15 protein-coding genes and 4 pseudogenes are annotated in these 19,750 nt (G+C 32.8%); 13 read left to right on the forward strand and 6 right to left on the reverse strand.

What is annotated here, in order from left to right; translation table 11 throughout:
- Positions 1-9: 9 nt before the first annotated feature.
- From DM800_RS14010 to DM800_RS14025, 4 genes are all read right to left on the reverse strand, one after another.
- A complete protein-coding gene (locus DM800_RS14010; RefSeq protein WP_098157090.1) occupies positions 10-750 on the reverse strand; it encodes an ABC transporter permease in 741 nt (246 codons plus the stop codon).
- Positions 750-1,664, reverse strand: a complete 915-nt coding sequence (locus DM800_RS14015) for an ABC transporter ATP-binding protein (RefSeq protein WP_147787054.1) — start codon at positions 1,662-1,664, stop codon at positions 750-752. The genes DM800_RS14010 and DM800_RS14015 overlap by 1 nt, the downstream gene beginning before the upstream one ends.
- An 86-nt stretch (positions 1,665-1,750) precedes the next feature.
- Positions 1,751-3,145, reverse strand: a complete 1,395-nt coding sequence (locus DM800_RS14020) for a sensor histidine kinase (protein WP_147787055.1) — start codon at positions 3,143-3,145, stop codon at positions 1,751-1,753.
- Positions 3,142-3,864 carry a response regulator transcription factor gene (locus DM800_RS14025; protein WP_147787056.1) on the reverse strand — a complete coding sequence of 241 codons (723 nt, stop codon included), beginning with the start codon at positions 3,862-3,864 and terminating at the stop codon, positions 3,142-3,144. Before DM800_RS14025 ends, DM800_RS14020 begins: the two co-directional genes overlap by 4 nt.
- A 299-nt stretch (positions 3,865-4,163) precedes the next feature.
- On the opposite strand from DM800_RS14025, the gene DM800_RS14030 reads away from it, so the two are divergent.
- The 3 genes and pseudogenes from DM800_RS14030 to DM800_RS14040 form a co-directional block, all read left to right on the forward strand.
- The gene (locus DM800_RS14030; RefSeq protein WP_147787057.1) at positions 4,164-5,018 is read left to right on the forward strand and encodes a tyrosine-type recombinase/integrase; all 855 of its coding nucleotides are present in this window, start codon (positions 4,164-4,166) and stop codon (positions 5,016-5,018) included.
- Between the two features lie 16 nt (positions 5,019-5,034).
- Complete coding sequence (locus DM800_RS14035; RefSeq protein ID WP_147787058.1) at positions 5,035-7,998, forward strand: Tn3 family transposase; 2,964 nt, start codon at positions 5,035-5,037, stop codon at positions 7,996-7,998.
- A 75-nt stretch (positions 7,999-8,073) separates the two neighbouring features.
- Positions 8,074-8,334 (forward strand): annotated as a pseudogene (locus DM800_RS14040) (LPXTG cell wall anchor domain-containing protein); the annotation flags it as partial.
- A gap of 814 nt (positions 8,335-9,148) precedes the next feature.
- Here the strand turns inward: DM800_RS14040 and DM800_RS14045 are convergent.
- Positions 9,149-10,615, reverse strand: coding sequence for a catalase (locus DM800_RS14045; protein WP_147787059.1), 1,467 nt, complete (start codon positions 10,613-10,615; stop codon positions 9,149-9,151).
- 1,049 nt (positions 10,616-11,664) lie between these two features.
- On the opposite strand from DM800_RS14045, the gene DM800_RS29215 reads away from it, so the two are divergent.
- The 10 genes and pseudogenes from DM800_RS29215 (at position 11,665) to DM800_RS14095 (ending at position 19,299) form a co-directional block, all read left to right on the forward strand.
- Positions 11,665-11,820, forward strand: coding sequence for a hypothetical protein (locus DM800_RS29215; protein WP_176142201.1), 156 nt, complete (start codon positions 11,665-11,667; stop codon positions 11,818-11,820).
- Between the two features lie 30 nt (positions 11,821-11,850).
- Complete coding sequence (locus DM800_RS29220) at positions 11,851-12,006, forward strand: hypothetical protein (protein ID WP_179955681.1); 156 nt, start codon at positions 11,851-11,853, stop codon at positions 12,004-12,006.
- A gap of 218 nt (positions 12,007-12,224) precedes the next feature.
- Positions 12,225-12,506 (forward strand): hypothetical protein, encoded by a 282-nt coding sequence (locus DM800_RS14055; RefSeq protein ID WP_046958449.1) that lies wholly within the window; start codon positions 12,225-12,227, stop codon positions 12,504-12,506.
- Between the two features lie 568 nt (positions 12,507-13,074).
- Positions 13,075-13,770, forward strand: coding sequence for a response regulator transcription factor (locus DM800_RS14065; protein WP_147787060.1), 696 nt, complete (start codon positions 13,075-13,077; stop codon positions 13,768-13,770).
- A 116-nt stretch (positions 13,771-13,886) separates the two neighbouring features.
- Positions 13,887-14,086: pseudogene (locus tag DM800_RS29920) on the forward strand (malate permease); the annotation flags it as partial.
- Between the two features lie 177 nt (positions 14,087-14,263).
- On the forward strand, positions 14,264-14,575 hold the full coding sequence (locus tag DM800_RS14075) for a heavy metal-binding domain-containing protein (protein ID WP_147787061.1): 312 nt from the start codon (positions 14,264-14,266) through the stop codon (positions 14,573-14,575).
- Positions 14,576-15,074: 499 nt separating this feature from the next.
- Positions 15,075-15,341: an ArsR/SmtB family transcription factor gene (locus tag DM800_RS14080; protein WP_048567250.1), complete on the forward strand. Its 267-nt coding sequence runs from the start codon at positions 15,075-15,077 to the stop codon at positions 15,339-15,341.
- A 359-nt stretch (positions 15,342-15,700) separates the two neighbouring features.
- Entirely contained in the window at positions 15,701-16,027 is a 327-nt protein-coding gene (locus DM800_RS14085) for a hypothetical protein (protein ID WP_048567251.1), read from the forward strand.
- An 84-nt stretch (positions 16,028-16,111) separates the two neighbouring features.
- Positions 16,112-16,384 (forward strand): annotated as a pseudogene (locus DM800_RS14090) (IS4 family transposase); the annotation flags it as partial.
- Positions 16,385-16,968: 584 nt separating this feature from the next.
- Positions 16,969-19,299 carry a glycoside hydrolase gene (locus DM800_RS14095; RefSeq protein WP_147787062.1) on the forward strand — a complete coding sequence of 777 codons (2,331 nt, stop codon included), beginning with the start codon at positions 16,969-16,971 and terminating at the stop codon, positions 19,297-19,299.
- Between the two features lie 289 nt (positions 19,300-19,588).
- Here the strand turns inward: DM800_RS14095 and DM800_RS29925 are convergent.
- Positions 19,589-19,708 (reverse strand): annotated as a pseudogene (locus tag DM800_RS29925) (Tn3 family transposase); the annotation flags it as partial.
- Positions 19,709-19,750 lie beyond the last annotated feature (42 nt).

Genomic DNA, 19,750 nt, shown 5'->3' on the forward strand with positions numbered 1-19,750 from the left:
TGCATCCTCCTAATGAATATCTTTTTGCGAAAAATGAGCAGTGCTGAGAACGATAAATAATAAACTAACTCCTAAACTTAACAAAAGATTCATCATGACTTCTTGGTTTGGGAAAAATACTATTTTCCCATTGGAAAATGCCCAAGAAATTGGATTTGTCAGAGATGAATAGGTCCAAATTATCCATGTTTTCCAAGGTAACATCTGTCCGAAATACCCAAGAAATGAGCCGATTACACCTGCCGTTAAAGCAAATACTTGATTTTTCACTACCAAAGATATCCAGAGTTGCAAAATAACCATTGGAATACATCCTATAATGGTAAAACAACCATATTTCAGTAATAATATCACCGGAATTCCACTTTCAAAATTGAAAATTTTCCCTATTAATATAATTGCAGAAATAGAAATTATACCTGCATATACAAGAAAAAAGATACTAAAGATAATTTTGGTTATATATACTAGCTGCCTGGATGTGGGAATTGCACACAATAGCTTCCAGGTGTTCCCCTTATTTTCAAAATCAATAATTCGAGATGTAATTGTCGCAATCATTATAGGTAAAAATAATGCATTTATCATACTTACTCTTGAAAGAAGCGACTCCCAATTTAGAAATTCCTTTTTTTCTTGTGACACAATAGCAAATAACCAAAGTAACGCTAAAGACTGTATCAAAAATACTACTAAAAATAATTTTTTTCTTTTTAATTTCAATAATTCACTTCTTAAGGCAGCAATCATTATAAAACACCGCCTTTTTCTGTTAAGCTTAGAAATATTTCTTCCAACGTATGCTTCTCTTCTTCAATGCGATATACTGATAAATTCTGCTGTACTAATAAATGATTTATGTGAGAAATAAGGTGATCCTCTTGTTGATGCGTAACTAGACAATTACCTTCAATTCTAAGATGAATATGATGTTGTTCTAAAATTTGATGAGCCTTTACTACATCATTTACGCGTATTTTCATTGCTGCCTGGCTTTTTTTGCGTAACACTTCAATTTTATCTTGAAAAATAAGCTGTCCACTATTAATAATGCCCACTTGCGTTGCAATTTGATCCATCTCATTTAACAAATGACTAGAAATAACAACTGTCATATCATATTGTTTTGGCAGTTGTTTGATGAGTTCACGAATTTCTTGAATCCCGGCAGGGTCTAATCCGTTTGTGGGTTCATCTAAAATTAACAATTTTGGATTTCCAAGTAGTGCCATTGCTATGCCAAGGCGTTGCTTCATTCCAAGTGAGTATTGTTTAACTAGTTTATCTTTTTGTTTCTCTAATCGAACAATACGCAATACTTCATCAATATTCTTTTTTGGTACTTGTAACATTTGCCGAATTACTTCTAGGTTTTCATGACCTGTTAAATGTCCATAATAAGATGGCGATTCAACAAGAGAGCCAACCTCTCTTAAAATATCTATTCGACTTGTTTTTAAATCTCGATTGAATACCTTAATATTACCTTTCGACGGTTTTATTAATCCCAGTAACATTCTAATTGTCGTCGTTTTCCCAGCCCCATTTGGACCTAGGAATCCATAAATTTCACCTTTACCAACTTGCATTTGTAATTGATTCACACTATTTACAGCTCCATATGTCTTTGTCAAATCTTCTGTTTCAACGATATATGTTCCCATTATTGGCACCTCTTTTTCTTGATTAAGCTATCATTTATTATGAAAGTTCTTGCTTAATCTTGAATTGAGCTGACCTTAAGTTTAGCTTAATTTTCTAACGGAAGCTGAAATGTAATTTTAGTACCGTTTCCTTTGGTGCTTTCTACTGTAATTTCTCCACCGTGAGCTACGATAATTTCCTTTACAATTGCCATCCCTAAACCTGAGCCACTTTTTGGATCAGTATTTGTACCACGGAAGTATCGATCAAAAATATGTGGTAAATCATTTTTATTTATTCCGTCACCATTGTCCTCAATCGTAACTATGGTGTATCCGGATGTTTTTTTTATACGAACTTGTATTAATGTTTTAACATCAGTATGAATGAGCGCATTATTCAATAGGTTTACTGTAGCACGTTGAATTAATCCCTGATCTGCTTTTATAATTAGTTCTTCCTGAGGGCATTCAAATTCAATTAATCGATTCTCATATTGAGGCATATTCATAAATTCAATAATTGTTTCTCGGGTGAGATTCACAATATCTACTGTAGTTTTATGGATAGGTAACAACGCATTCTTCAATTGATATGTAAGTTTTAAATCATCAATCAATTTTTCAATATAAATTGATTTACTTTGAATTACTTCTGCATATTGATACATTTCTTGTGCAGTAATTTTATACTCCCGATTCCCTATAACTTCACTATAGCCTTTAATAGAGGAAAGCGGTGTCTTTAAATCATGAGAGATGTTTATAATCCATTCTGCTCGCATCGTATCTAGTCTTTTTCTTTGAACGTTAATATCCTTTAGTTGATGTGATAACTGATTCAGATTTGTATACACCTCTGCATAGATTCCCTTTTCTTCCGGTACTTGTTTATATTGTCCTTGTTTTAATTTATTAATATGTTCAATTATCATGACAACAGGTTTTGACATATACCTTGCCACAATGTAAGCAAATAATAAAATACAAACCACTGTTACTCCTATCAACATTAAAATCCCATATGGATAGAAGCTAGATAAATTATTGAAGTTCAAATAGACAGATTTTCGCAATGCTTGTTTTGAAGGGAAAGCGACAATGTAACTTTCTACTTGTGTACTTTTATCTAACTTGCCGACAAACGTTGTATAATTCCCAATATCGTACTTATAGCGTAAAATCAACTCACTAGGAGTATAGTGAGTTGGCGTATTTTTAGGCTTATACATTTGAAATACTTCATCACTATTATGATTTAATATTTGTAACCATGCTCCATGTTCTTGTAAAAAATTTTTTCCTTTATTTGTTATAGAGATACTTCCACTTTCTATTGTGATTTCTTTTTGAAAAGCTAATACTGAGCCCTCTGGATCGTCCATTCCCTCACGGTTATAAGTAAATACTAAATAACTAAAAGCAAAAAATTGAACGATTAGGATAAACATAATTAATCCTATTAATGAGGTAATATATAGTCTCGTGACCTTCCACTTCATCTTGCATCACCTTTTGTATTAAGTTTATATCCTAGTCCCCTTACTGTTACAAGGTAATGAGGTTTGGAAGGATTATCCTCTATTTTTTCTCTTAAATGTCTCATATGTACCATTATAATATTGTCATTACCCAGATACGTTTCCCCCCAGACAGCTTCATATAAGCGAGCCTTACTAAAAATTTGATTTGGGTTCTTTATTAAAAATAGTAATATATTAAATTCTTTTGCTGTTAAAGTTAGTAATGTATCAGCCTTTAACACTGTTCCTTGTGCCTCATCTACCGTAATGTCTCCAAACTGATACATATTCCGAGCCTTTTCTTGATATTGATTGCGTCGAAAAAATGCTTTCATCTTATATGCTACTTCTTTCGGACTAAAAGGTTTTGTAATATAATCATCGCCACCTATACTTAATCCAAGTATTTTATCTAAATCTTCATTTTTCGCCGATAAGAAGAATATCGGAACGAATGTAAACTGTCGAATTTGCTGACAAACACTATATCCATCTAAATCTGGAAGCATAATATCTAATATGATAAGATCTGGCTGTACTTGCCTACACATGCGTATTCCTTCTTCTCCTGTTGTACACGTATAAATATGTTGAAATTCCTCTTTCTTTAAAACTGCTTCCAACAAATTTAAAATCTCTTTTTCATCATCTACTATAAGAATTTTTTTCGTATAAATATCTGGGATATTATGTATCATCTATTGCACCTCAATATCTTTCTAAATAATTTAAAATTAAATAGTGAACCGTATTACCTTAATTATTAATGTATCATTTTCATTCTACAGTAGAAAAGTAATTTGAAAGTTTTACCACTTATTTTAGGGAAGAAGTATCATTTTTTCGATATGGGTTCGTTTATTTTTTAACTGTAAGTACATGTTTGGTTTTCCTTTTATGAAAATTTCAAATTAAACATGCGTCACCTAATACAACACAATTTAGGATAAACTCTGCGATTACTTATGCAACACAATTTATAGAAAGGAGTGAGGCTGTGAGTATAGTAGAACGATTTTCTTTTTATCTGGAACAGGAAAGGAAAAGCATAAATACAATTAAGGGATACACATTAGACCTTAAGCAGTACATAAGGTGGTTTAAAGAATCATATGATAGAGATTTAACAAATTTGTATCGTCAAAGTGTGTTGGAGTATATTAGTTTTCTAAAAAATATTAAGATGCTCAATGCCAAGACCATTAACCATAAGGTCAGCGGTCTTGCTAAATTTAACGCATTCTTAATACAAGAAGGTATACAGGAAGACCAGGTGATTTTTAAAACAGATATGATGAAAGTTCAGACACCTTATGCATCTCCTACCAAAATTGCAGATATAGAGGTGAAGAAGTTTTTACAAGATGTGTTAGAAAATAAAAACAAACGTAATTATGCAATTGTAATTCTATTAGCTTACACAGGGCTTCGAATCTCTGAAGCGTTGTCTATCAAAATGAATGATTTTAACTTACAAACTGGGGAATGTATTATTCGAAATGGAGAAGGTGAAAAGCAACGAGTTGTGTTGTTAAACAGTAAAGTCATTCATGCGCTTAGAGATTATCTTTTAGAACGAAAAACATATAGCGTGGCACAACAGTCACCTTATCTATTTATTAGTAAGAAACGGGAGAAACTCGACCGTACGGTTGTAAACCGTATTTTTCAATCATATAGTGAGATGATTACACCTCATCAACTTCGACATTTTTTCTGTACAAATGCAATTGAAAAAGGATTCAGTATTCATGAAGTTGCAAATCAGGCTGGACATTCTAATATTCATACAACGTTGCTTTACACAAATCCAAATCAACTTCAATTAAAAAATAAGATGGAACTCTTATAAAATAAAGGGGAAAGCTATGGGAGTAAAACAATTATTATCGGAAGTACAACGCAACGAGCTTATGGATCTATCACGTTTAACTGAATGGGAGTTGATAACATTTCACACATTTTCTCAACATGATTTAGAACTAATTTTTCGGCATCGGAGAGATTACAACCGGCTAGGATTTGCGGTTCAACTGGCACTTGTTCGTTATCCAGGCTGGGCTTTATCCGAGTACAATGATATTCCAACTTCAGTAATTGGTTATATAGCGCAACAATTACAACTACCTCCCGAGTCTTTTCAAAATTATGCGCAACGCGAGAATACATTATGGGAGCATATGGGAGAAATCCGAGAAGAATACGGATACACTAATTTTTCACCCCAACATCAAGAACACCTCTTACAGCATCTAACAAAACAAGCATTAGAAAACGGAAACACCCTTCATTTAATTGAAATAGCTCTATCCATTTTGAGACAATCCAAGGTCATATTACCCGCTATGTATGTCATTGAAAATATAGTTTGGGAAGCTCGACAACAAGCTGATCAAAAAGTTTATCATATGTTATACGATAGTTTAACACAAGAACAAAAATATAAGATAGATGCTTTACTTATGCCAACTGAAAATGGAATAACACCTTTAGCGTGGTTAAAAGAGTTTCCAGGTCAATCCTCTCCGGAAGCATTTCTAAAAGTTATAAAACGATTAGAACGTATACGAGATATTGATTTAAGTATCGATACAACAGAAATTAATTCTAACCGTCTTCGACAATTAGCTAAAATTGGTGCTAGGTATGAACCTTATGCGTTTAGAAGATTTGATGATGAGAAAAGATACAGTATTATTGTTGCTTTTCTTTTAGAAATTACACAGGATTTAATTGATCAAGCGATTGAGATTCATGATCGTCAAATGATGAATTTACAATTAAAGGGAAGAAAGGCACAAGAAGAATTACAAAAGGTGAATGGAAAAAGACTAAATGAAAAAGTAGTCCAATTTATAGGTATATGTGATGCACTTATTAAAGCAAAAGAAGAAGGATTAGATGCTTTTACAGCACTAGATGGTGTCATGCCCTGGAATAAGATTGTAGAATCAGTTGAAGAAGCCAAACAGCTATCTAGGCCTGTTAACTATGATTATTTAGATCTATTGGAAAATCGTTACTCTTATTTAAGAAAATACACACCTACACTATTACAAACATTTAAGTTTGGAGCAACGAAGTCTGCTGAACCTGTTTTGCAAGCATTGGAAACGATCCATGAGTTAAATAAAGCTGGAAAGAGAAACGTACCAATAGGTGCTAATCTTAGTTTTGTTTCAAATCGTTGGCAAAAGCATGTGTATGATGAGGAGGGAAATATTAATCGTCATTACTATGAACTTGCAGCATTGACAGAATTAAGAAATTATATTCGATCAGGAGACATATTTGTTCCTGGAAGTAGGCAACATAAAGCATTTGATGATTACCTTGTACCTCAAGATAATTGGAAAAGTGTAACTAGTGTTCAGGATTATCTTGCGGTCCCACTCAGAGTTGAGGAATATTTAATGGAACGTATAGACTCGCTAAACCAACGTTTAGATTGGTTGTTCCAAAATAGCAATGACTTAGAGGGAGTTGATATAGCAAAAGGTAAGTTCTATGTTCACCGGCTCGATAAAGATACACCTGAAGAAGCAAAAGCTTATAGTTCGCACCTATACAGTATGTTACCTAGGGTGAAATTAACCGATTTATTACTAGAGGTGGCAAGTTGGACTGGGTTTCATGAACAATTTATTCATGCATCAAGCAACAAATCACCTAGTGAAGAAGAGAAGAATATTCTGTTGGCAACCATTATGTCTATGGGAACAAACATAGGTCTAACTAAGATGGCAGAAGCTACTCCAGGTATTTCTTATAGACAAATGGCCAATGTTGCTCAATGGAGAATGTATGAAGATGCTATGAATCTTGCTCAATCGGTTTTAGTCAACTTTCATCACCAACGAAAGTTAGTAACATACTGGGGAGATGGAACTACATCATCTTCTGATGGTATGCGCATGCAAGTGGGTGTATCTTCTTTGCATGCTGATTCAAACCCTCACTATGGTACAGGAAAAGGCGCTACAATTTATCGCTTTGTTAGTGATCAGTTCTCTTCTTTTTATACAAAAGTAATTAATACAAATGTTCGTGATGCTGTACATGTTATTGATGGTTTACTACATCATGAGACAGATCTTAACATTGAAGAACACTATACAGATACTGCTGGGTATACTGATCAAGTATTTGGTTTAACTCATATACTCGGATTTCGTTTTGCCCCTCGCCTTCGTGATTTAGCTGACACTAAATTATTTACTATAAATGGCATTCAAGAATACCCTGATGTACAAGCACTTCTTAGAGGCAAGATAGATATAAAGGTCATTCAAGAAAACTACGATGATGTATTACGTTTAGCGTACTCTGTAAGGATAGGTAAGGTTTCTGGATCATTAATTATGGGGAAATTAGGTTCTTACGCAAGACAGAATAAGCTTGCAAAAACGCTTCGAGAAATGGGAAGAATAGAAAAAACGATATTTACCTTGGATTACCTTTCAAGTAAAACTTTGAGAAGACGTATACAAAGAGGTTTAAATAAAGGCGAAGCTGTGAATGCACTTGCCAGAGCTATATTTTTTGGAAAACTTGGTGAATTTAGAGAACGCGCTCTCCAAGATCAATTACAACGAGCAAGTGCACTCAATATCATAATCAATGCTATTAGTGTTTGGAACACGGTTTATTTAGAGAAAGCTATTGAAGAACTCAAAAAAAAGGGGGGATTTAGGGAAGATTTAATGCCCCACGTGTCTCCATTAGGTTGGGAGCACATAAACTTTCTAGGTGAATACAATTTTGATGTAGCATATAATTTAAGCTTACGTAACTTGCGTCCATTACATAAAAAAGATCCGGTTTACTCTTAACGGGGTAAAAACCGGATCTTTTTCTGTCGAAATTTGCTTAGCGTGGTTTTTTTCCGAAATGCTGGCGGTACCCCTGGTACTTCTGAGGTAAAATTCCTTGGTCGTGACTCCGGTAGTAATGAGGTAACTACAATACAAAAAGTGGTAGTAACAGATAAAGAAAATGGTATTAATAATATCCCTAACAACAGTAATTCTGATGAAAAAGAAGATACGTATAAAGAGCTTCCAAAAGCAGGTACAAGTACAAATAACAGTGCAGCAATAGGCATATTGATGGTTCTTGTAGGTATGATAATTACTTTTGGTTGCAAATTTAAAAAGGTACTAAAATAGTTGTACCTCAGTGTATTAAATAAAAGTAAGACTGAATCAGGAGCTCAAATTGAAACAATGGAGAGATTGACACTCCCACGTCTAAAGAAGGACTAAAGTCCTGTGTGGGCTTTCTCGTATCGTAAATTCTGTAATTTTTTTGTTACCTTCAAATGAATCAGCTATATGTTAAAATATTTATATTCCTCCTAATCAATTCATGTGATTAGGTGAGCCCTAAAGAGTCCCTATCTCCTAAGGGCTCTTTTCATAAGGTCTATTATTCTATCTCATTTCTCTACTCTATCAAGCAAATTGAAGCATACCCACAAATTATTATCCTCAATATCAGATGCCTTGAAATCTCTCTTCAGGATATTAGGTACTTCCCTCTTGATACGAGAGTATTAAGCCATTATTAGCACTGTTTATAGTTATGTATTTTTTACATAATTAAAATTGATTAACTATCTATTTTTTAGTATTTATTCTTACAAAGATTCAAGTATACATTAGTTCTTCGCCAAGGTTCCCTAAATAAAAATATATCCATAGGGAAGCGTGTAGAACCTTGCTATAACGATAATAAGAAAATACAGCCAATATATGTTACCTATATGCCTGCATTGTAATTGTAGGATTAGCAAAAACAAAATAATAATTTGGAAATGCTGCATAAATTGTATGAACAAATATTAATCTCCTATCTATTGTTGAAGAGAACTAAAAAAAGAAGTTGTCCCTAAAAAGTCGTTTTTTAACGAATTTTTGAGACAACTTCTTTTCTCACATATTGTAAGTTAAATTTGAGAGTAAAATAAAATTAAGCATGTTATTATTTTGTAGAAATTCCTACATACGATGAAATATCAACATTTAATGCTTCTGCTAAGCGAATACCATATTCGCGATCTGCACGGAAGAAGTTACAAATAGCTAGTAGTTTCGTACGCTCATTTACGTCTTTCAAGTCATTAGTTAAGTTTGCAATTAAGTTGTCTTGCTCTTCTTTAGTAAATGAACGATAACGCTCACCGGCTTGTTTGAAGTCGTTCGGTTTCTCATTTTTTTCACGAGATACATAGCCTCCTACTCTCATAGTTGAATCGCGGTATGTTGGGTCTTCAACTGGATTTTCAGTATGGCGGCTCGGTTCATAGTTTATTGTAGATGGGTTTTGATTTACTTGCATCGCACCATCACGTTGTTGATTACGAACAGTTGCGTATGGGCAGTTTACAGGGATTTGTAAATAATTTGCACCAAGTCGGTAACGCTGTGTATCTGGGTAAGAGAATAAACGACCTTGTAATAGTTTATCTTCAGATGGTTCAATACCAGGTATAGTTGCACTTGGTGTAAAGGCCACTTGCTCTACTTCCGCAAAAAAGTTTTGTGGGTTACGATTTAGTGTCATTGTCCCTACTTCAATGAGTGGGAAACAATCTTCTGGCCATACTTTTGTTGGATCTAATGGGTCGAAATCTAAAGAATCCATTTGATCTAATTGCATCACTTGTACGTATAGATCCCATTTTGGATGATTTCCTTTTTCAATCGCATCGAATAAATCGCGAGTTGCATGATTGAAATCTTTACCTTGTACTTGTTCCACTTCTTTTGCACTTAAATTTCGTACACCCTGCTGTGGTTTCCAATGATATTTAATGTAAACAATTTTACCTTTTGCATTAATCCATTTAAATGGATGGACGCCGAAACCTTCCATTTCACGATAGTTTGCTGGTGTACCATAATCAGAAAATACCCATGTCATCATATGAGTAGATTCTGGTGTTAACGTCATAAAATCCCAATAACGATCTGGCGTTTGAATATTTGTATCAGGTGCTGGCTTTAAAGAATGCACCATGTCAGGGAATTTAATTGCATCACGAATGAAGAAAACTGGTAAATGGTTACCTACGATATCGTAGTTTCCTTCTTCTGTATAAAATTTAACAGCGAACCCACGCGGATCACGTGCTGTCTCCGGAGAGCCTTGGCCATGAATAACTGTTGAGAATCGAACGAATACAGGCGTTTCAGTTCCTTCATTTTGTAAAAATGCTGCCTTCGTATATTGCTTCATACTGTTTTTAGTTACAAATACACCGTGAGCACCTGCACCACGTGCATGTACAACACGCTCTGGAATACGTTCACGATCAAAATGAGCAAGCTTTTCTACTAAATGATAGTCTTCTAATAATACCGGTCCACGGCGACCAGCTGTACGAGAATTTTGGTTATCTCCAACTGGAGCACCTTGGTTTGTTGTTAAGCGATTACTTGGATTCATGAAGTGAAACCTCCTGTTTGTAAACGATAATATTTTTTTTATAATAATTATTATAATTTAATATATATTTAGTTTTATTGCTTGTCAATAATTAAAAATCGTTTTTATTTCATTTTTTGAGATAGGGTCCGCGAATCAATCTATAAATATATCTTGTATATTTACCATAGCCAACCTAAAATACTCTACAATAAATCCATGACTCTGTTTTACCCCCTGAAATTATCCAATCAATTAGTAATCTTCTAAACTAGAGCATACTAATCACAGATCTTTTCTGCAGTTTCATTCCCCTTATAGTTATATAAATTAATCCGTATGAGTACTCGTCCATCATTTTGGATTTTTTCAAAACCCCGCCAGTGGTAACTATATGCTCAACTAAGTAATTATTACATGTTATGTAGTATGTATATTAAGTTGTAATTATTATAAATTGATAATTGATAAAAGTAAATAATTTGTCGATAAATGTCATAAAAAAACAATATCAATTCTTTTTTTATAATTTTTATAAAAAAAGAATTGATATTGCATGGAGATTATATTAATATCATTCGAGGATATTATGCACTATTTGGGGCTACCGCCAGCATTTTGGAACAACCAAGCTTCTTAAATGAAAAGATCTCTAGCGTACGATATTCGCCTTTAGGGTAGGAAGATACTAATTTCTTAGGAGAATATAAGTTTGGGAGATTACATTGCTTATGTCTTTTAAATATTAAAGAGCCGATTTGCTCATAACGAGGTAAATTGGGCTTTTTTCTTCTCTGAATTTTCTTAGCTTGGTTTTTTTCTGAAATAAACGTTAATTATGAGGAGAGAATGCCGATGCTTAGAAAATACCGAAATATAGGGAGTTTATTATTAATTCTTACTCTGCTAATTATAGCCTGTGTATTACAGGCCTTGGGAGAGGAGAATGGGGAATGACGGATGCAATTATAGAAATTTTTATGAAATTCATTGTGATTTATTGTATAGGCTGTTTTGGTGGTAGTTTGTTATGGAAAACGAAAACAGATTGAAAAATAAGGAGATTCACTATGAGCCTTCCCACCAAAAAAAAGATGTTGCAGCGAGTTAAAAAAGAGGCAACGTCATACTGTAATGTTGATCCTTTAGCTTTTGCAATAGGGATTAGAAATGGATTTTTAATGGTAATGCCATTTTGGTTAGTTGTATTGTATTTAGTTATATGAAAACGCCATAACTACGAAAGGGTGAAAAAAATGATTGCTTCGAATGGAATTGTAGATATCCATTCGAAAAAGCAGGCCCAAGAATTCACAATGGAAATGACAAAACAAAAGCTTCATGAAACCGTTGGATTCGAATGGGGGAGAACTACACAATCATTTTTAATTGGAACTATCCTTTATATTTAAGCTAAGTATAAAGAACAAGCTCATTTATTCAAACTTAAGGTGTTTGTTGTACAAAGTGGGAAGAAGGACAGCTTTTTAGAATATATCACTAGCCATTTGAGATTACCCTTCCTCTCATGCTTTTTAAATTATGTTAGCTTGTAAAGAATCAATGCGTGCTCTTTGTTCCTATCCTTTCTGGATCGTATATGAGGGCAATAGAGGGGGGAAATAACAAAATGAGTTTAATCACTCCACATTATTTGCTTGTAGGCGGATGTTCGAAAGACAAAGTGTTACAGGCACATAAAAAAGCAAAAGAAATATTTAATCCGAATAATGAAATGAATAAATTGATAAGTCCCTTGAAAAGCGACTCCTTTTTTATACTTTACGACGGCAGCCATCACAGTTGGAAAAATGAAGATGAATATATGAAGGCGAAAACAGCATATATTCAATACCTTGTAGAGTCTGATATTCAGTTTGTAGAAATGGCAACACAAGAATTGATTTCTTGAAAGCATGCAAAAGGTCCAAAAAAACTAGAACAGCACATCTATCATGTAGAAAGAAAAAAACGGCGCATCATTAATCAGCTAATCGATTGGGGAGTTTCAAGAGGCTCAACATTATTTAGGTGAATCCGAAGAGAACTTGGATTATCTAGTCAAAGCGTTTTGAGGTGTATATAAAAACGTGGGAATTTAAGAGCAAACGATGAAAAATATTTCGTTTTCACGTAATAAATTATGTGGTCGTAGAGTTGACAGGGGAATGAGATTAAGGACGAAAAAGTCCTATCACTTAATTAATATAAGGCGAATAAACTAGGGATACCACTCCATGTCCACCAACTTAAGAATCTTTACTAGCTCCACGTTATTCTTTCTAAAAGACTAAATAGAAAGGATGACAGTTTTTTTACTAGATTTTTAAGTTGATGGACATATATAGTGACTCCTAGGAGTTGATACATATAAAAAAAGTGCACATGTATATACAATTTTTTGAAAATAAACTACCAGAATCTTAGAACTTATATCAAACCTATAGCCGTTTATCAACAAGAGTAAAGGAGCGGTGAGTATGACAACAATTTTAGTATTAGAAGATGATATAACCATCCGTAGTTTTATTACATTGAATATGAAGCGTGCTGGTTTCAATGTTTTAGAAATCGATACAGGTGAAAAAGCTCTTGAGCTTTTAGAACAGCATAATGTTGATATTGTAATACTTGATGTTGTGTTACCAGGAATAGATGGATTTCGGGTATGCAAAAGCATACGAAAAAACAATGAAGATATTGGTATTATTATATTAACGGCACTTGTTCAAGAGAAAGATCAGGTACACGGTTTGACAATTGGGGCAGATGATTATATTAAAAAGCCATTTAGTATAATTGGATTAGTAGCACGTGTACAATCATTGCTAAGAAGAATTCAAAAAAATAAAAAGGATTTGAAATTGATTCATTCGGGGCCATTTCAATTAAATCTCCAGCTAGGAGAATTATATAGGGATGAGATAGTAATTGATTTAACTCCAACAGAGCATATTATTTTACGATATTTAATGGAAAATTCCATAAAACCAATTTCACGTAATGAACTCTTGAATAAAATATGGGGTATAAATTGTGTAGGTAATACAAAAGTCATAGATGTGAATATCAGTCGTCTTCGTCAGAAAATCGAAACTATTCCTTCTGATCCTCAGTTTCTCCTTACGGTACGGGGCAAAGGATATAGATGGAATGAAAGCAAACATTGCAACTAATTTGGCATAAAATCGAGTCGCTTATACTTTTTTTAAATTACAAAATTATTTACAAAACTTACAAAAACTATTTTTACTATTGAAAGCATTTTAATATTAATGTTAAGAAAACAAGTTTGGGCAATAGGGGAATTCAAAAGAACGTCGAAACAGTATCTTTTTCTGATGGGAATGAATTGAGAATTGAATCTATTCCTTTAAGATTATAAATGTTAAAATTGATGTTTTACCGTTATATGTAGTATTGGCTGCTATTATTTCTGGAGCATCTGTATATAAAAAATTACCAGTAGATATGATTGGTGGATATGCAGTTTTTTGATAAATAACCCCAACAAGAAACAAGTTTTTTGTGGATAGCTTGTTTTCTTTCACCCTTACAGAACTGTCATCTTTATGTAAGGTTATTAGATAGTTTATTTAGCTTTTAAAATTAATAATAGGATTATACAACCAACAAGAAATTTTTAAAAATTATAGGAGTGTGTTAATAATGATCGTAACAACAACTAATACTATTCAGGGTAAAGAAATTATTGAGTATATAGACATCGTAAACGGTGAAGCAATTATGGGTGCAAATATCGTACGCGACATCTTCGCTTCTGTTCGCGACGTTGTAGGTGGCCGTTCTGGTGCTTATGAAAGTAAATTAAAAGAAGCTCGTGACATTGCCATGGAAGAAATGAAACAACTTGCAACGCAAAAAGGAGCAAATGCAATTGTTGGTATCGATGTAGACTACGAAGTCGTTCGTGATGGAATGCTAATGGTTGCAGTAAGTGGTACAGCTGTACGTAACTAACAAGTAGAGTTGCAGTTTTTTATAGAAAAATATTTTTGAAAAAAATTAGTTACATAGAAGTTCTGGTGAATAGTTAAAAATGTATCAAACAAGTCGATACATTAGGTGTAGGGTTTACACAATCGCTATTAACTATTGGAATTTCTGGCATACTCCAAAAAGGATTCTTGCGAAAGTACATGAAGGGACTCACTCCCTTGGTAAAGGGCAATTTCTGCTACTAGAAATCGCTGATTTGGTTAAGCCAAGATACCTAGTACAAGCATATGGTAAGAAGTCATCAAAGATGACCTTGGAATTATGTATTATATGAAAAAGCCAAATGTAACATTTTCAGATGAATTGAAGGAAGTAAAAATACAAGTAAAAAAGAGAATAAGAGTGTCTCGAGCATACCGGGTTATGTTGAAGAAATAAAAAACTAATTAAATCAAAAAGATGATGCAGAATAAATTATTAATATTATAAACATATATCGATTTAAAAGGAGATTTTTAGTTTGTTAAATTATGAAAAAGACGCAGAAGTTTTTAAGGCATTAGCTCATCCAGTAAGAATTGAAATTTTGAAAGAATTAATTATAAGAGGGGCATGTAATGTAACACAAATTGTACATATACTGGGGATCCCACAATCTACTGTTTCGCAGCATTTAGCAAAGATGAAATCTCAAAAATTAATTATAAATAATAGAAAGGGATTAGAGGTTTACTATAGTGCTCAAAACAAAACAATTAATTCCATTGTCAAAATACTATTAAATTAGAACTCTATTAATTGTAAGTGAAAATTAGTAATCTTTGCACCAAAATTTAAAAAAACATGCCCATCTATCAATACGATTACGTTACATAGGGGGTAACACCCATGCCCGTCAAGCTAAGAAAACAAGTTACCCCCAAAAATAAATTTTTTAACTTAATGACGATGTGATGGAATTCCATAATAGGATTATTTAATAGATTAATTGAGATAAAGATCAGGATAGTTAGAGAAATGCTTTATATATTTGTCTAAAACAACAGGCATTATCAATAAAAAAATAATAATAAATAATAAAAATTTATTGAAAAACAATAAATACCGTGTTAATCTTTAAAAAAAGATAGACAAGGATGAAGAAGAATGAAAAAATTACTATTAGTTGGACTTTCTACAATAACTTTGATTATTATTGGTTTTGTCTCTTACATTACATTAACAACGAAAGATCCATTAAGTGAGAAAGAATTTCCAAAAACTCGAGAAAAAGCAAAGGAAACTGCTATTGAATATTTTCAAAAAGAAAAACAGTTAGATGTTGTGATAACTGAAGTTGGAGTAACGGGAGAAATGGGATATAAAGTTTGGATCGAAGGACATGAGCTGAATAATGAACAAAAAAAGATTCGTGCAATTATAGATGTTGCAAAAGAAGATAAATATAAAGTAATAAGTTCTAATATCGATTAAATGATTCATCATAGAAATCTACCTATAAAATGAAAAAAGCGCTATCCTGTTTGTAGAAATATACAGAAAGGATGGCGCTTTTGTATGAATTTATCGATTCAAGATGAGTTTCATTTGTTCGCTGAAGAACCACAGCGATATCTATCTCCACTTATTCTTCAAAAACTTGGCCAAGAGACAGGTTTTGTAAAACGTAAAAGTAAGTATGGTGCACGAGATTTGGCTGCTTTATGTATTTGGATTAGTCAACATGTAGCAAGCGATTCGCTTACTCGATTATGTAGTCAGCTTTATGCAAATACAGCTACACTTATGAGTCCTGAAGGACTTAATCAACGTTTTAACCGATGCGCTGTTTATTAGTGCACTGTATCCAATCTAAAGCAGAAAACTGCATAATCTTTAAAAATACACCTTATCAAGCTTTATTTGGAATGCTTATTTTTAAAAACAAATAAAAAAATATCAAGCATGTAGGCAACAAAAACGAAAGGTCATGGAATCCCCAACCTTAACTTGATGGGCATGGGCTCACCATACCATTTCGGGAAAATTGTACGTTTAGACATATTTTAGACAGAAATCAACCGATTCCCTGTACGTTAAGAAATCGGTTATTTATTTTATGGCTTTTTTATACAGTTTTTATCTCCCGCTGTTCAATAACTTAATTCTGTATATTTATCTGAACATACATAAGTTTACAAGGTTTTTGAACACAAAAAAGGAGAAATCCTATGTTTTTGGGTTCGATATTAACGTGTACAGAAATATACAATTTTCTGTACACATGAGTCCCCAAAAAAAGAGTTTGTTGGGACACGGCAAGAATTCGTTCTTTTTTGAGCCACTCATCATGAAGCTAAATAAAAAAATACATTGTCACATTCCTGTCACAATGTATTTGTATCATAGAAATAAAAATAAGGAGGTTTATAAATATGAATAAAAAAATGAAAAAGCTAGTTATTCCAATCTTGATGAGTTCAATATGTCTTACGTTGCCATCCCTGAGTTATGCGCAACAAAAGGATATTACAACAAAGGGACAAAACGTGGTTTCTCAATACAAAAATTTCACTTTTGATGTGAATCCTGAAACGGGTGAAATTTTTGTGGAAAAAGATGGTGTAAGAGAAAGTGCATCCTTACCACTACCGAAGAAAAAGATAACAAATCTAATAAAAAAACATGATTGTATATCTTGGAATTATCCAGATGACCAAATAGATGTGAAGATTGAAATGAAAGAATCCTATTTAAGTATTAAGTTAAAATCTACTAAGTCTGAAGGAGCTAATGAATTTACATGGCCTAAAGTAAGTGCAGAAAGCTATACGTTACCATTATGGGAAGGAAAAAATATACCTAGCAATGACCCAAACTGGAAAGAATATTTAAAAGATGAAGATATGTCATTCATAGAAAGTTTTTCTATGAGATTCTTTGCATTGAATAAATCTAAATATTCCATTATGTATATAGCTGACAATATGTATAATGATAATATTCATTTCACTGCTGATTCCGATATACAGTTTAGTTTTACACATCAATATCCTTCTATTAATAAGAATAAAGAATATGGATTCAGATTGTATCTAACTGATAAAAACCCTGTCTCAATGGCAAATATTTATAAAAATTATATAAAAGAACAGGGAGAATTTAAGACCCTAGAAGAAAAAGCAAAAACAAATCCGAACATTAAAAAATTATATGGTGCTCCTCATATTTATTTTTGGGACCACAGTGGGATTTCAGTAGAAAATATTAAGTGGGATACATTCACACAAAAAATGGATGAGACATTTACCAATTGGATTGCACAGTTGTTACAAGAAAATACGGAAGATGGCTCAAAAGATTTTGAAACTGTTATGCAGGAGATAAAGAATCAAAAAGCTATCGATAAAAGCCAGCAAAAAGTAATAGTTAAAGCGATAAATCAGGTATTAAAATTAGAACAACTTTATAATAAAGACATTTTTAGTAATCTAGATACTGGAACAAATGAATTGTTGAAAAAAGGAATCCAAAACTTGAGTGAACAAGAACTATATACACTGAATAAAGGATTAATTAAGAATAAGTTAACAGATGCAGTAGATGAAGTAAGCAGATGGGAACAGAAAGAAACAACAGATGTTTTAGTTGATATGAAGAAATCGAATGTTAAAAAAGCATGGATAGGTTTACCTAATTGGGCTAATGGATTAATGAATCCCAAAATGGTAGAAGAAGCAAATAGAATGGGGTATTTAATCGGCCCTTATGATTCATATCACTCGATTCATGAAGTTGGAAGTAGAGAGTGGAATACTGCTTCTTTTAAAGATAAAACTTTATATGAAAATGCTACAATATCGAATGAAAAAGGAGAAAAAATAGGAGGATTCGCAGGAAAAGGAAGAAAGTTAAATCCAACTTTATCATTACCAAGTGTGAAAGAACGTGTAGATGATATTTTACACAATAATATACAGTTTAATTCTTGGTTTGTCGATTGCGATGCTACAGGTGAAATTTATGATGATTATTCTCCAAATCACATTACTACTCAGGAGCAAGATGTAAAAGCAAGACTGCAAAGAATGAAATATATTAGCGAAGAAAAACATATGGTAGTCGGATCAGAAGGTGGGAATGACTTTGCTAGTAATATAATTGCCTTTGCGCATGGAATAGAAACACCTGGGATTTGGCCCGACTCTGATATGAGAGATAAAAAGAACCCATATTATGTAGGCGGATATAAATCCACTTCACCAGATGGTGCTATTCCAGAACTGAATGGCAAAACCATACCTATTAAGCCTATTTATAAAAACATTTATAATAATCCCGTATATTCAGTTCCTTTATATAAACTTGTATATAATGATTCGATTATTACTACTCACCAATGGGGATGGGGGAGTTTTAGAATTAAAGATGAAATTGGGAATAGAATGTTATCTGAAATGTTGTATAATATTCCACCTTTATATCATATTGATAAAAATGAATGGGAGAAAAGTAAATCCATCATTACCTCTTATTTGAAAGTATGGTCTCCATTTCATGAGAAAGCTGTAACAAAACCAATGACTAATTTTGAAGTATTGTCTGAAGATCGGCAAGTTCAAAGTACGACATTTGGAAAAAACATGAAAGTGATTGTGAATTTCTCAAACCAAGATTTTACATATAACAATGAGAATATAAAAGCAAAAACAGCCATTGTATATGATGGGAAGAAAAAGAGTATATTAGAAGTTCCTAAATACTAGGATACATGACATGGTAACCGCTGTTAAAAGTTCTGAACCAAGGAAATCGGTTCGAAGGGTTTTCTTTTTTTAATCATATGTGTAGATCTCTCCTTGCATAAAATTACGTAGAATATGTATTCTACGTAATTTTTTAAAAAGAGATAACTATAGAAGGGCTAACGATGAAAAAAGTGACGCAGAACTCGATAGATTTAAAGACTACCTTTTAGAAAAAGGGAAACGACTATTAAAGATTATATAAGACATATGACTAACTTTGAAAAATGGCTAAAATCTGAAGGAAGTAGTTTAAACCAATATGTATACGTCTTCTAAGTTCAGGACTCTGTAACCATTCTAGCGTATATAAAGTTCTTTCAATCCTCCCTATTTCACGTAAAGTTACAGATAAGCTATTCCGTCGTGGTATTCAAATGTTTTTCTTTTTCAACTCAATTTCTATATAAGT

Origin of the sequence: Bacillus sp. AY18-3, assembly GCF_008042305.1 — a bacterium.
Taxonomy (GTDB): domain Bacteria; phylum Bacillota; class Bacilli; order Bacillales; family Bacillaceae_G; genus Bacillus_A; species Bacillus_A wiedmannii.

Excerpts from the sequence above, each read along its gene's own strand:
- DM800_RS14010 (WP_098157090.1), bottom strand. The coding sequence starts at position 750 with ATGATTGCTGCCTTAAGAAGTGAATTATTGAAATTAAAAAGAAAAAAA.
- DM800_RS29215 (WP_176142201.1), top strand. The coding sequence starts at position 11,665 with ATGAGCCTTCCCACCAAAAAAAAGATGTTGCAGCGAGTTAAAAAAGAG.
- DM800_RS14015 (WP_147787054.1), bottom strand. The coding sequence starts at position 1,664 with ATGGGAACATATATCGTTGAAACAGAAGATTTGACAAAGACATATGGA.
- DM800_RS29220 (WP_179955681.1), top strand. The coding sequence starts at position 11,851 with ATGATTGCTTCGAATGGAATTGTAGATATCCATTCGAAAAAGCAGGCC.
- DM800_RS14095 (WP_147787062.1), top strand. The coding sequence starts at position 16,969 with ATGAATAAAAAAATGAAAAAGCTAGTTATTCCAATCTTGATGAGTTCA.
- DM800_RS14035 (WP_147787058.1), top strand. The coding sequence starts at position 5,035 with ATGGGAGTAAAACAATTATTATCGGAAGTACAACGCAACGAGCTTATG.
- DM800_RS14020 (WP_147787055.1), bottom strand. The coding sequence starts at position 3,145 with ATGAAGTGGAAGGTCACGAGACTATATATTACCTCATTAATAGGATTA.
- DM800_RS14055 (WP_046958449.1), top strand. The coding sequence starts at position 12,225 with ATGAGTTTAATCACTCCACATTATTTGCTTGTAGGCGGATGTTCGAAA.
- DM800_RS14045 (WP_147787059.1), bottom strand. The coding sequence starts at position 10,615 with ATGAATCCAAGTAATCGCTTAACAACAAACCAAGGTGCTCCAGTTGGA.
- DM800_RS14075 (WP_147787061.1), top strand. The coding sequence starts at position 14,264 with ATGATCGTAACAACAACTAATACTATTCAGGGTAAAGAAATTATTGAG.
- DM800_RS14085 (WP_048567251.1), top strand. The coding sequence starts at position 15,701 with ATGAAAAAATTACTATTAGTTGGACTTTCTACAATAACTTTGATTATT.
- DM800_RS14025 (WP_147787056.1), bottom strand. The coding sequence starts at position 3,864 with ATGATACATAATATCCCAGATATTTATACGAAAAAAATTCTTATAGTA.
- DM800_RS14065 (WP_147787060.1), top strand. The coding sequence starts at position 13,075 with ATGACAACAATTTTAGTATTAGAAGATGATATAACCATCCGTAGTTTT.